This is a genomic window from Streptomyces sp. NPDC005774 (genome assembly GCF_042871645.1).
GTDB classification, from domain to species: domain Bacteria; phylum Actinomycetota; class Actinomycetes; order Streptomycetales; family Streptomycetaceae; genus Streptomyces; species Streptomyces pratens.
The window spans coordinates 80,015-92,810 of record NZ_JBIAIV010000029.1; the positions used below are offsets into that span (position 1 = coordinate 80,015).

A 12,796-nucleotide genomic window follows, 5' to 3' on the forward strand; every position below is an offset into this window, starting at 1 on the left:
TGGCGGCCCAGCCGGCCGGAGCCACTGACGTGAACAGCAGGTCGAGCGCGCTGTCCGGGCCGCCGGCGTCCCTGACTCGTACGGCCGGGCCCGGGCCGTACGGCAGCCGCCGGAGCAGGCCGAGCGCGCGGGACCGGCGCACGGTCACCGCGTACGGGCCGGGCCGGCCATGGCACGTTCCACACCACGCCGGCGCGGCCGGGCACATCCGGAGTGCCCGAGCACAGCACACCGTGCGGGTGCAGGGCCGGTACCGCACGCCACCGCGCCGGCCGGTCGGCGACTCGATGAACGGTCCCGTCGGGGATCACGAGGGGCATCTCAGTACTCGGGGCGGATGACGGCACGGCCACAGCCGTCGGTCTTGTGCTTGAACAGGTCGTACGCCATGGGCGCCTGGTCGGGCGAGAGCGTGTGGGTCGCCAGGCGGGCCGTCTCGATCTCGCCCGCGGCCGACCGGTCCAGCATCATCGGGATGTAGCGCTGCCCGTGCATCTGCGCGTTCCGCACGGTGAGTCCCTTGTTGATCACGGCACCGAGCGGGAACTTGTCGACGGCGTCCGCGAAGACGCCCAGGACGAACACGGCGCCGGCCTTGAGGCAGGCGTGGATGGCCCGGCGTACGGCGGTGGGCCGACCCGTCTGCAGCCGGAGCTGCTGCTCGGCCTGGTCGTACAGGTGCATCGGACCGTCGCTGCGGGCTTCCATGCCGACGGCTTCGATGTACACGCCGGGACCGCGTCCGCCGGTGCGTTCGCGCAGTTCGGCGGCGACGTCCGTGGTGGTTCGGTCGATGGTCTCCGCGCCGGCGTACCGCTCGGTCCTGGCCGGCCGTTCGGGGATGCGGTCGATGGAGACGACCCGCTCGGCGCCGAGCAGGATCGCCGCCCCGGCCGCCGTCTGCCCCACCGCGCCACGACCCCGTACCGCGACCACGTCGCCGGGTTCGGCTCCGGCGAGATCTGGACGGCCCACCTGGCGACCCACACCCACCGTCGGCCGACCCGCCGGCGCCCCCGCGCCACCGGCGAGGCCGGGGGCCGGATTCACGGCTCGATCCTCGAGATTGGCTGTTGACACTCCCATGACGCCCTGGCCATGATGATACTCCGTAGTATGAAACAGGAGCGAGATGAACTTCGAAGGTCGGGTAGCGGTGGTGACCGGTGCCGGTGGTGGGCTGGGGCGGGCCCACGCAGTAGCCCTCGCCGAGCGCGGCGTCAAGGTGGTCGTCAATGACATGGGGGCGCCGAGTGGCGTGTCCACCGGCCGGAGCGCGGCGGCACAGGTGGCCGCGGAGATCCGGGCTGCCGGTGGTGAGGCGCTCGCCCACCTCTGTGATGTCACGGACGTGGAAGCCGTCGAGAGGATGATCGGCGAAACCGTCGCGCAGTGGGGCCGCGTCGACATCCTCATCAACAATGCCGGGGTCCTGCGCGACAAGTCCTTCGCGAAGATCCAGTTGGATCACATCCGCCAGGTCGTCGACGTGCACCTGATGGGCTCGATCCACTGCACCAAGGCGGTGTGGCCGCACATGGTGGAACAGGGCTACGGCAGAGTGCTGATGACCACGTCCGCATCCGGCATCTACGGCAACTTCGGCCAGTCCAACTACGGCGCGGCGAAGTCCGGCCTGGTCGGCCTGATGAACGTCCTCGCGATCGAGGGCGAGAGAAAGGGCATTCGCGTCAACGCGCTCGCCCCGACCGCGGCCACACAGATGACCGAGGGCTTGATCGACGAGCGGATCCTCGGTCTGCTCACCCCCGAATCGATTGCTCCGGGAGCCTTGTTCCTCGTCAGTGAACAGGCCCCCACCAAGACCATCCTCGCCGCCGGCGCCGGTGTCTTCGCCATTGCGCAGATGAAGGAGTCCGCAGGGGTCTACCTTCCCGAGGACGACCGCTCGCCCGAAACCATCGCCGAGCGGTGGGCCGAGATCAGTGACATGAGTGATCCCGTGGTCACCGCGTCCGCGTTCGACCAGACGAAGCGGTATGCCGCCATGGCCGGCACCGAGACGGGAGCCGTGCCGTGAGAGAAGCCGTCATCGTGTCCACGGCCCGGACGCCGATCGGCAAGGCGTTCCGTGGCTCGTTCAACGACACGTCCGGTCAGCAGCTGGCCGCCCACGCGATCACCGGCGCACTGCGGCGAGCGGGACTCGACGGACATGAGGTCGAGGACGTCGTGTTCGGCTGCGCGATGCAGGAGGGCTCGACAGGGATGAACGTCGCTCGCCAGGGGGCGCTGCGAGCGGATCTGCCGGTGACGGTTCCCGGAATGACCATCGACCGGCAGTGCGCGTCGGGTCTGATGGCGATCGCGACCGCGGCGAAGCAGGTCGTCACCGACGGGATGAACATCGTGATCGGCGGCGGAGTCGAATCCATCTCCCTCGTCCAGAACGAGCACAGGAACACCCACCGGGCCCTCGACCCATGGCTGTCGCGGGAGAAGCCCTCTCTCTACATGAGCATGCTGGAGACAGCGGAGATCGTGGCAGAGCGTTACGGCGTCAGCCGCGACGCGCAGGACGAGTTCGCTCTGCTGTCCCAGCGGCGGACGGCCGCCGCGCAGCAGGCGGGACTCTTCGACGAGGAGATCGTCGCCTGGTCCGGCCGACGGGCGGTCCCCGAGACACCGGACGCCCCGGCGGCCGCCCGGGAGTTCACCCTGCGCGAGGACGAGGGAAGCCGCGCCTCGACCACACGTGACGCGCTGTCCCGTCTCCGGCCGGTGCTTCCCGACGGGAAGGTGTCCGCGACCTCCACCGTCACCGCCGGCAACGCGTCCCAGCTCTCCGACGGCGCCTCCGCCGCCGTCGTGATGGAGGCCCGCGAAGCGGCGAAACGCGGTCTCGCCCCGCTCGGCGCCTACCGGGGAATCGCCGTCACCGGCTGCGAGCCGGACGAAATGGGGGTCGGCCCCGTGCACGCGGTCCCCAAGCTGCTCGCCGAACACCGCCTCTCCGTGGACGACATCGACCTGTGGGAGCTCAACGAGGCTTTCGCGTCGCAGGCCGTCCACTGCCGTGACCGCCTGGGCATCGATCCAGCCAAGCTCAATGTCAACGGCGGCGCCATCGCGGTCGGCCACCCTTACGGCATGACGGGGGCCCGCCTCGTCGGCCACGCCCTGCTCGAGGGACGCCGGCGCGGCGCCCGGTTCGCCGTCGTCACCATGTGCGTCGGCGGAGGCATGGGTGCCGCCGGTCTCTTCGAGATCTTCTGACGACCGCCGTCCGCCGACGCGGCCGGCGCGGACTCCCGCCTTCGAGCGGACTCCTCCTTCGAACAGCACGGATCCAGAACAGTCCGGCCGCCGCTGCCATACCGAGGCGACACGTCGCCATCACCCCGGATGCGTTCCACGCACGACACCAGTACCTCAACCCGTTGGAAGGGCTTCGATGACTGTCGATTCGGTTTCTTCGGCGGCGGACACGCTGCACGCGCGCGCCACTCGCAAGGCCATGGTCAGGCTCCTGCCGATCATGCTGGCCGCCTACTTCATGGCCTACATCGACCGCACCAACGTCGCGCTCGCCAAGACCCATCTGCAGGCCGACGTCGGCATCAGCGTCACGGCCTTCGGGCTGGGCGCCGGGATCTTCTTCATCAGCTACGCCTTCCTGGAGGTGCCCGGCAGTCTGATCATGCACAGAGTCGGCCCAAGACGGTGGATCGCACGGATCGCCGTCACCTGGGGCGCGCTCTCGGCGGCCATGATGTTCGTCCAGGGCGAGTGGTCGTTCTACGTGCTGCGCTTCTTCCTCGGCATGGCCGAGGCAGGCCTCTACCCGACCCTCATGTACATGGTCACCGTGTGGTTCTCCCAGAAGCACCGCGCCACCGTCGTCGGATTCATCTACCTGGCCCCGACCGTCGCCCTGATCGTGGGCAACCCGATGGGCGGCGCGCTGATGGAGTTCGACACCGCTCTGGGGCTGCACGGATGGCAGTGGATGTTCCTGATCGAGGGCATCGTGACCATGCTCGTCGGCGTCCTCGTCTGGTTCAGCCTGCCGGAGACGCCCCGCGACGCCTCATGGCTGACGTCCGAGGAAGCGCAGATACTCTCCGCCCGTGCCGCCGGTGCCGACACGGAGACCGGAAACCGGATCAAGGCCAACCTGAAGCACGCCTTCGCCCGCCCCTTCATCGTCATCGTCGCGCTGATCTACCTGTTCAACCAGGTCACAAACGTCGGCATCGTCTTCAACCTGCCGTCGATCGTCGAGGGGCTGGACATTCACGGCTCGTTCCTCATCGGCCTGGTGTCGGGAAGCGCCGGTATCGGAGCCACCGTCGGAGTGCTCCTCGTTCCCTTCGTGCACCGTCGTTTCGGCAACGAGGTGGCGCTCATCGGGATCCTCGCGGCGTCGACGGCGGTGACAGCGGCGATCTTCGTGCTCTCGTCGTCCCCGACCGCGCAGATCCTGCTGATCGTGGTGTCCATGGTCTTCGTGTTCGGCACGCTGCCGCTGTTCTGGTCCGTGGCCATGGCGCGGATGTCCGGACTGGCTGCGGCTGCCGGCCTCGCGTTCATCAACACGATCGGACTGCTCGGCGGATTCCTCGGCCCGTACGCCTTCGGCCTGGCCGAGGACGCGACCGGGGACCCCGGCGCGGGGCTCTACGTCGTCATCGCCTCCTCGGTCGTCGGCGTCCTGCTCACGCCTCTGCTCGCGCGGGCCGTCCGCAGTGAGGACGCGGCCAAGGCCGAGGCCCCGGCCCCCGTCGCGCGTTAGCCGCGACCCGTCCCGGAACGAGACACGGAGGAAACGCACATGCACGGCCTCATGCAGGACCGCCCCTTGTCGCTGCCGATGCTCATGGACGGCATGGAGCACCGGTTCAGCCGCAAACACGTCACCACGACACAGTTGAGCGGCACGGTGTCCGCGGCCTACGGCGACGTCGCCGAGCGCGTCCGACGCCTCGCCGGAGTGCTGGATCACCTGGACGTCCCCGCCGGCGCCCGGGTGGGGAGTTTCGGATGGAACTCGCAGCGCCACCTGGAGTTGTACATGGCCGTGCCCTGCTCGGGGCGGGTCCTGCACACGGTCAACCACCGTCTCTTCACGGAGGACGTCGCCTATATCGTCGACGACGCCGCAGACGACATCCTCTTCGTCGACCGGTCGCTCCTCGACGTGGTGCACCCCCTGCTCGACAGGTGCCCGAGCGTGCGGCACCTCGTCGTGATGGACGACGGCTCATCGACCGAACTGCCGATCGACTCCCGGGTGCACGACTACGAGACCCTCCTGAGCGCCGCCCGGCCGGTCGCGGCGTTCGAGAGCGTCGACGAACGTACCGCCGCCGCCCTGTGCTACACCTCGGGAACGACGGGCCGCCCCAAGGGAGTCCTCTACGACCATCGCTCGATCGTCCTCCACGCGATGACGCTGCTGATGGCGGACACCTTCGCCATCAGCGAGGACGACACGGTGATGCCGATCGTGCCCATGTTCCACGTCAACGCCTGGGGTCTCCCCTATGCCGCGCTGATGGCCGGAGCGAACCTGGTCATGCCCGGCCCGGTCATGTCACCGGAGCGTCTGGTGCGGGCAATGGAGGCGTGCCGGGTCACGTTCGCCGCCGCGGTGGCCACGGTCTGGCGCGGAATGCTGCCCCACGTCGGCGACGCCGACCTGAGCACACTGCGGCGCGCCGTCAGCGGCGGGGGCGCGCTGCCCGTCCCGCTCTCCCGCGCCTTCCACGAGAAGGCCGGGATCCCGCTGACGAGCTCGTGGGGGATGACCGAGACCAGCCCGCTGGTCTGCAGCGCGCGAGTACCCAGCGAGACGGCACACTCCCTGACCGGGGACGACCGCATCACGGCACTGGCCGCCCCCGGTCCTCCCACGGTGCTGTGCTCGCTGCGCCTGGTCGCCGAGGACGGTTCCCCCGCACCCCGCGACGGACGGCACCGAGGTGAACTGCAGGTCGCCGGCCCGACCATCGCGGCCGCCTATTTCGGCAGTTCCCCCGAGGCCTCGGCGTTCACCGAGGACGGCTGGTTGCGGACCGGCGACGTGGCCACCATCGACCCCCTCGGTGTCGTGCGCATCGTCGACCGGACCAAGGACCTCATCAAGTCGGGAGGAGAGTGGATCTCGTCGGTCGAACTCGAGAACGAGATCATGGCGATGACCGATGTCCTGGAGGCCGCGGTCATCGCGGTGCCCGACGACAAGTGGGGAGAAAGACCGCTCGCCTGCGTGGTGCCGGTACCGGATTCGGGGCTCACCGCCGAGAGCGTCCGCCGGCATCTGTCCGGACGGGTGGCCAAGTGGTGGATCCCCGAGAGAGTGGTCATGCTGGACGGTCTCCCCAAGACGGCGTCCGGAAAGTTCGCGAAGGCCGCGCTGCGCCGGTCAATGACCACGACGAGCGGCTGACGGGCAGCCACACCGCTGAACGGCCCCTCGCGGATTCTGCCACGGCGGAGCCTCAGCGAACCGGATCGAGGAGCAGTCCTCCGACCACGATGTCCACGACCTCGTCGGCAAGTTGCCGCAAGTCGTCCGACGACTGCCCCTCGATCCGGTGAAACCACATGTCGACGGCATTGAGACTGCACAGCAGCGTCCGGGCAGCCAGGTTCGCACGCACGGGACGTAGGGTGCCGTCGGCGATACCGTCCTTGACGACCTGAAGGAAAAGGTCTTCGTACTCGGCCCGCAGGACATTCAGCGCATCCAACGCCTTGCGCTGACGGGGTTTCAGGGCGGTGGACGACTGCTCACGCACTCCGAGATGAACCACGTGGTGATACGTGAGATTCGTCATCAGATTCATCACGTGCTGGGTCGACATGGCGATGAGCCTCTCCCGCCCGCTCCCGGGAGCCTGGGCCAGCGGCTCCACTTGTTCGCGGACGGTTCGCATGCCGTGCTCGTACGCGGCGAGGAAAATGTCGAACTTGGAGCGGAAGTGGTAGTAGATCAGCCCTTTGGTGGCGCCGACGCTGTCGGCGATGTCATCGATGGCGACGCCGAACCCCTGCTCCATGAAGGCCTCGGCGGCGGCATCCAGAATTCGGCGCTTGGCATGGTCGATCTCGGCGCCGTCCGTGACTGCCATCCAGATCCTTCTCTCGTTCGGTATTCGTCCGGTATTCGTCCGGCGCGCTGCTCACCGACGCGCTCTTCGAGGGGCCGGAGCACCCTGATGATGATACTCCCTAGTATTTCAGGCGGGAAACGACCGGTGAGCCCACGGCCACCGGCGGCAGCGGCCTGCCGCCGGGGCTGCTGGTGCCGAAAAGCGGCGGGGCACCGGACACCTTCCGGTCGGGTCGTGGTTGCGTGCCTTCGTTCAGCTCCGCGAGCCGAGTCCTGCCACGGCCGGCCGGAGCAGCCGGTCCCGGGACCGGTCGGTGCGGGTGCAGGAACGGTCGCGCGGCTGCGGCAGCCACCTGGGGGGCTGCGCAACCCTCTCCCGCCGCCCGGGGGGCGGGAGTTCGGCCTGCGGTGGGAGTTCCGGCGGCCGGCGTCTTGGCTAATCTGCACGGGTGACCACCGACCTGACCCTGCTGCCGCGTGTCGCCTATCGCGGACAGGAAGTCACCGCGCCCCGGCTCCGCGGCCTCCTCGCGCTGCTCGCGGGCGACTTGCGCACGGGCTGCGGCATCGAGCGGCTGGTGGCGGGACTGTGGCCGGACGAGTTGCCGGAGCGGCCGGGAAAGGCGGTGCAGGTCCTCGTGTCCAGGGCGCGGGCGCAACTGGGCGCTGATGTCCTCGTCAGCACGCCGACCGGATACCGGCTCGCCCTCACCGAGGATCAGGTCGACAGCTCTGCCCTGCGGCTGCACGCCACCGCGAGCGCGGACCGGGCCAGGGCCGGGGACCACGTGGGATCGCTGGCTGCGGCCGAGGCCGGGCTCGCGCTGTGGGAGGGCACCCCTGACGGGGCCGGCGGCACCGACGACCCCGTAGCCTCGTTGCGTACCGAGCGCGCCCCCGTCCGCGGCACGCTCGTACGCGCGAAGGCGCTCGCGCTCGCCCGACTCGGGCGGCACGCGGAGGCGGCCGGGCCGCTGGCCGTGGCCGCCGCGGAGCATCCGCGCGACGAGGAGGTGTTCGCCGAGCTGCTGCGCGGCGAGGCGGCGACGGCGGGCCCGTCCGCCGCGCTGACGCGGTACGAGGCGTACCGCCGTGAACTGCGCGAGACGCTCGGCACGGATCCGGGCGCCGGGCTCAAGGCCGTACAGCAGGAGCTGCTGCGCGGCGAGGCGCCCGTGGTCAGGCACGGCGTGCCGCACGAGCCGAACCCGCTGCTCGGCCGGGACGAGGACATTGCGGCGGTGGAGCGGCTGCTGGGCGCCTCCCGCGCCGTCACCGTCGTCGGTCCCGGCGGCCTCGGCAAGACCCGGCTCGCGTACACCGTCAGCCGCCGGGCCGAGCAGCGCGTGGTGTATTTCGTGCCGCTCGCCGGCGTCACCACGGACGAGGGCGTGGCCACGGAGGTGGCCTCCGCGCTCGGCGCGGGCGAGGGACGGCCCGGCGCCATGAGCGGCCACGCCCCGGCCGACCTGGTGTCCGGCATCCTCGGCGTGCTCGGCTCCGGGCCCGCTCTGCTGGTCCTCGACAACTGCGAGCAGGTCGTCCGGGGCGCCGCCGACCTCGTACAGGCCCTGGTCTCATCCTCGAAGGGCCTGCGGGTGCTTGCTACCAGCCGGGCCCCGCTCGGCCTCACCTCGGAGGCGGTGTACGCGCTGCCGGAGCTCGGACTCGATACCTCGGTCGAGCTGTTCACGCAGCGGGCCCGGGCCGCCCGGCCCGGGGTGGAGCTGCCGCCGGACGCGGTGGCCGGGCTCTGCCGCCATCTCGACGGGCTGCCGCTCGCCGTGGAGTTGGCCGCGGCGCGGGTGCGCGCCCTTTCGGTGCCGGAGATCGCGCGCCGCCTCGGCGACCGGTTCGCGCTGCTGCGCGGCGGGGCGCGGGACGCGCCGGAGCGCCACCGCACGCTGCATGCGGTCGTGGAGTGGAGCTGGAACCTGCTCGCGGAGGACGCCAGGGCGGCGCTGCGCACACTGTCCGTCTTCCCCGGCGGCTTCTTGGGCGAAGCCGCGGAGCAGGTGCTGGGCGAGGACGCGCTGATGCTGCTGGAGCAGCTGACCGATCAGTCCCTGCTGACCGTCGTCGACACCCCGGCCGGCGCGCGGTTCCGGATGCTGGAGACCGTACGGGAGTTCAGCGCGGCCCGGCGTGCGGAGGCGGGCGAGGAGGACGAGGCCATCGGCCGGTTCCTCGCCTGGGCGCGGGACTTCGGGGTCGCATACCACGACTGGCTCTTCGGCTCGGAGCCTTCCCCGGGCTCTCGGCTTCTTCCCCGAGCTCTCGACTCCGTTCGAGCAGCGGAGACCCCGTCGGGCAGGGAAGACCCCGTTGCCGCCAGGGAGCGGATCAAGGCCGAGCAGGACAACCTCGTGCCGGCGCTGCGGCACGCCCTCGCCCGTACGGAAGGCCCCACCATCGCCGCCCTCACCGCCGTCCTCGCCTCTCTGTGGTCCAGCGACTCCAACTTTCCCCGCCTCACCGCCCTCGCCGCAGACACCGGCCCGCCACTGTCGCACTACTATCCCGGGCCCGAATACGTCGAAATCGCCCGCACCGCTGCGGTGTTGTGCACGGCGGGCCTGTTCATGGGCCACGGTCCGGTCGCCGTACGCCAGCTCGTCACCCTCCGGCGGCTGCCCGCGGCCCCGCCGGACACGCTGCTGCGCGCCGCCGCGGCAGTGCTGAGCGCGATCCCCGAGATGCTGCCTCCCGACTACGAGGTGCTGCACCGGCTCTGCGACAGCGACAGCGAGCAGCCCCTGCTCGCCGGCATCGCCGAAAGCGTCGCCACCTACGTCTGGGAGTACGAGCACGACATCGACCGCGCGCTCGCCTCGGCCCGCCGGACGATCGCCGAACTGGCTCCGGTCGACAGTCCGTCCGTGCAGCTCATGGGGCATTCCCGGCTGAGCGAGTTGTGCTTGCGGATGGGGCGGGGCGAGGAAGCGTACGGGCATCTCATGGCGGTGCTCGAGGTGCTGCCGCGGCTCGGCGACGGGCACGACTACATCTTCGTCCACTGGCTCCTCGCCCTCGCCTGCCTGCAGCGCGGCGACCCCGACGAGGCCGAGTACTGGCTGCGGCAGGCGGAGAGCGACAACGCCCCGCAACAGGACTCCTTCTACCGGCCCGACCTCGGCGGGCGCGCCGAGATCGCGCTCGCCCGCGGGCTGACGGAGGTCGGGCTCGGCCTGTGGCGCGGCGCCGTGGAGCGGATGCACAAGGCCGGCTCGGTGCACGGCGGCGATCCCTGGCTCGATCCATGGGTACTGCAGGTCCAGTCGGCGGCGGTGACGGCGCACGCGCACGCCGGCCGGCTCGAGCTGGTCGCGGAGACGGTCGACCGGCTGCGGCGGGGGCTGCGGACCCTGCTCTCCGGTCCGGCCGGCTCGCCCATGGAGCTCCCTGTGTTCGGGACGGTGCTGCACGCCCTCGGCATAGCGGGACTCGCGTCCGGCGACGCCGATGCCGATGCCGATGCCGATGCCGTACGGATGATCGCGCTGGCCGAACGGCTGCGGGTACTGCGCGACTTCCAGCCGACGATGTCGGCGGACCGTGCCCGGAAGGCGGCCCAAGACGCCGACAGGGCGGCGTACGCCGACGCGGTGTCGGCGTACGCCGCCCTGGAGCGGGACGAACTGCGGGAGGCAGCCCTCGCGGTTGTCCCGGCTACTTCGGGTCGCGGTTGAACAACGCCATCGACCAGCGGTGGCCGAGCACGGTCAGGCCGACGCACCAGACGATCGCGATCCACCAGTTGTTGCCGATCTCGGTGCCGAGCAACAGGCCGCGCAGGGTTTCGATGACCGGCGTGAACGGCTGGTACTCGGCGATCGGCTGGAACCAGCCCGGCATCGTGTCGGCCGGGATGAAGGCGCTCGAGATGAGCGGAAGGAGGATCAGCGGCATGGCCATGTTGCCGGCCGCCTCGGGGTTCGGGCCGGCCAGTCCCATCCCGACGGCGATCCAGGTGAGCGCCAGGGCGAACAGCACGAGCAGTCCGAACGCCGCCAGCCACTCCAGGACCGTGGCGTCCGTGGACCGGAAGCCGATGCCCACGGCGATGGCGCCGACGAGGACCAGGCCGGCGAGCACCTGCAGCACACTGCCGGCGACGTGCCCGATGATCACAGAGCCGCGGTGGACCGCCATCGTACGGAAGCGGGCGATGAGGCCCTCGGTCATGTCCATGGAGATGGACACCGCGGCCCCGATCACGGTGCTGCCGATGGTCATCGTCAACAGGCCCGGGACGAGATAGGCGATGTACTCGGAGCGGTCGGCGCCGCCGCCACCGATGCCCGCGCTCATCACGTCTCCGAAGATGTAGACGAAGAGCAGCAGCAGCATGACCGGCGTGAGCAGCAGGTTCAGGGTCATGGACGGGTAGCGCCGTACGTGCAGCAGGTTGCGGCGCAGCATCGTGTACGAGTTGCGTACGGCGAGGGAGAGGGCGCTCATCGGACAGCCTCCTCGGGCTGGTCGGAGACGTCGGCTGTGCCGGTCAGGGCGAAGAACACGTCGTCGAGGTCGGGGGTGTGCACGGTCAGTTCGTCCGCCTCGATGCCGGCCGAGTCCAGCCAGTCGAGGATGGAGCGCAGCTCGCGCTGGCTGCCGTCGCTGGGGATCTGCAGCGACAGCGCCTCGTCCATGGGGGCGCCCCCCGCTCGAGCGAAGCCGGGAGTTCGGGGGAGGGCGGCCTCGCGCAGGGCGACGGCGGCCGCCTGGTACGCGGCCGGGTCGGTGAACCGCAGCCGCACGTGCCCGCCCGGGACGAGCCGCTTCAGCTCGTCGGCACTGCCTTCGGCGGCGAGCCTGCCGTTGTTCAGCACCGCGATGCGGTCGGCGAGTTCATCGGCCTCCTCCAGGTACTGGGTGGTGAGGAAGACGGTGACACCGCCGGAGACCAGCTCGCGGATGATCCCCCACATGGCGTGGCGGCTGCGCGGGTCGAGGCCGGTGGTCGGCTCGTCGAGGAAGATGATCCGCGGACCCCCGACCAGCGTCATGGCGAGGTCGAGGCGGCGCTTCATACCGCCGGAGTAGGTGGAGACGGGCTTCTTCGCAGCCTCCACCAGGTCGAAACGCTCAAGGAGTTCGACGGTGGTACGGCGGCCCTCTCGGCGGGAGAGCAGGTGCAGGTCCGCCATGAGGAGCATGTTCTCCTCGCCGGTGATCAGGCCGTCGACGGCGGAGAACTGGCCGGTGACGCCGATCGCGGCGCGCACGGCCTGCGGGTCGGTGGCCAGGTCGTGGCCGCCGACGCGCAGCTCGCCGGCGTCGGCGGTGACGAGAGTGGAGAGGATCTTGACAGCGGTGGTCTTGCCGGCGCCGTTCGGTCCGAGCAGCGCGAACACGGATCCGGTCGGCACCGCCAGGTCGATGCCGTCGAGGACCGTCTTGTCCCCGTAGGCCTTGCGCAGCCCCTTGGCCACGATGGCAGAAGAGTGCGATGTCGTTGTCGTCATGCCGAAGAGGTTGCGACAGGGCGCATTCAGCGCGGTTTCAGGATGCTTTCAGCGCCCTGAACCGGGCGGCGGAGGGCAATGCCCCACCTCTTCCCTGCCGTTGCGGCCTCAGCGCGGCCGTCGCCGTGCCCCGTCGGCACCTTCGCGTTCTCGCTCAATGCCGTTGTTTGACTACTGAACTATCGTCGCCTGCAGTGTGATGGTTCTGGCGGGTACGTGGCGTGGTGGGGCTTTCGGTTTGTCTTTCGGT

The 12,796-nt window shown here is 70.3% G+C and carries 9 protein-coding genes; 5 read left to right on the forward strand and 4 right to left on the reverse strand.

The features are described 5' to 3' along the window. Window positions 1–321: 321 nt before the first annotated feature. Window positions 322–1,050: a zinc-binding dehydrogenase gene (locus tag ACFYQA_RS24570; protein WP_388921642.1), complete on the reverse strand. Its 729-nt coding sequence runs from the start codon at window positions 1,048–1,050 to the stop codon at window positions 322–324. 82 nt (window positions 1,051–1,132) lie between these two features. On the opposite strand from ACFYQA_RS24570, the gene ACFYQA_RS24575 reads away from it, so the two are divergent. The 4 genes from ACFYQA_RS24575 to ACFYQA_RS24590 all read left to right on the forward strand — a co-directional run bounded on the left by ACFYQA_RS24575 (window position 1,133) and on the right by ACFYQA_RS24590 (window position 6,412). Then, on the forward strand, window positions 1,133–2,041 hold the full coding sequence (locus tag ACFYQA_RS24575; RefSeq protein ID WP_388921645.1) for an SDR family NAD(P)-dependent oxidoreductase: 909 nt from the start codon (window positions 1,133–1,135) through the stop codon (window positions 2,039–2,041). Then, on the forward strand, window positions 2,038–3,237 hold the full coding sequence (locus tag ACFYQA_RS24580) for an acetyl-CoA C-acyltransferase (protein WP_388921648.1): 1,200 nt from the start codon (window positions 2,038–2,040) through the stop codon (window positions 3,235–3,237). Before ACFYQA_RS24575 ends, ACFYQA_RS24580 begins: the two co-directional genes overlap by 4 nt. Window positions 3,238–3,415: 178 nt before the next feature. Beyond that, window positions 3,416–4,756, forward strand: coding sequence for an MFS transporter (locus ACFYQA_RS24585; RefSeq protein ID WP_388921651.1), 1,341 nt, complete (start codon window positions 3,416–3,418; stop codon window positions 4,754–4,756). Window positions 4,757–4,795: 39 nt separating this feature from the next. After that, window positions 4,796–6,412, forward strand: coding sequence for a long-chain fatty acid--CoA ligase (locus ACFYQA_RS24590; protein WP_388921653.1), 1,617 nt, complete (start codon window positions 4,796–4,798; stop codon window positions 6,410–6,412). A 52-nt stretch (window positions 6,413–6,464) separates the two neighbouring features. Here ACFYQA_RS24590 and ACFYQA_RS24595 read toward each other — a convergent pair whose 3' ends face one another. Next, window positions 6,465–7,097, reverse strand: a complete 633-nt coding sequence (locus ACFYQA_RS24595; RefSeq protein ID WP_388921656.1) for a TetR family transcriptional regulator — start codon at window positions 7,095–7,097, stop codon at window positions 6,465–6,467. Between the two features lie 430 nt (window positions 7,098–7,527). Between ACFYQA_RS24595 and ACFYQA_RS24600 the strand changes: the two genes are divergently transcribed. After that, window positions 7,528–10,767, forward strand: coding sequence for an ATP-binding protein (locus ACFYQA_RS24600; RefSeq protein WP_388921659.1), 3,240 nt, complete (start codon window positions 7,528–7,530; stop codon window positions 10,765–10,767). Here the strand turns inward: ACFYQA_RS24600 and ACFYQA_RS24605 are convergent. Next, window positions 10,748–11,539: an ABC transporter permease gene (locus tag ACFYQA_RS24605; RefSeq protein ID WP_388921662.1), complete on the reverse strand. Its 792-nt coding sequence runs from the start codon at window positions 11,537–11,539 to the stop codon at window positions 10,748–10,750. The two genes, ACFYQA_RS24600 and ACFYQA_RS24605, sit on opposite strands and share 20 nt — an antisense overlap. Next, the gene (locus ACFYQA_RS24610) at window positions 11,536–12,546 is read right to left on the reverse strand and encodes an ATP-binding cassette domain-containing protein (RefSeq protein WP_388921665.1); all 1,011 of its coding nucleotides are present in this window, start codon (window positions 12,544–12,546) and stop codon (window positions 11,536–11,538) included. The genes ACFYQA_RS24605 and ACFYQA_RS24610 overlap by 4 nt, the downstream gene beginning before the upstream one ends. Between the last annotated feature and the right edge of the window lie 250 nt (window positions 12,547–12,796).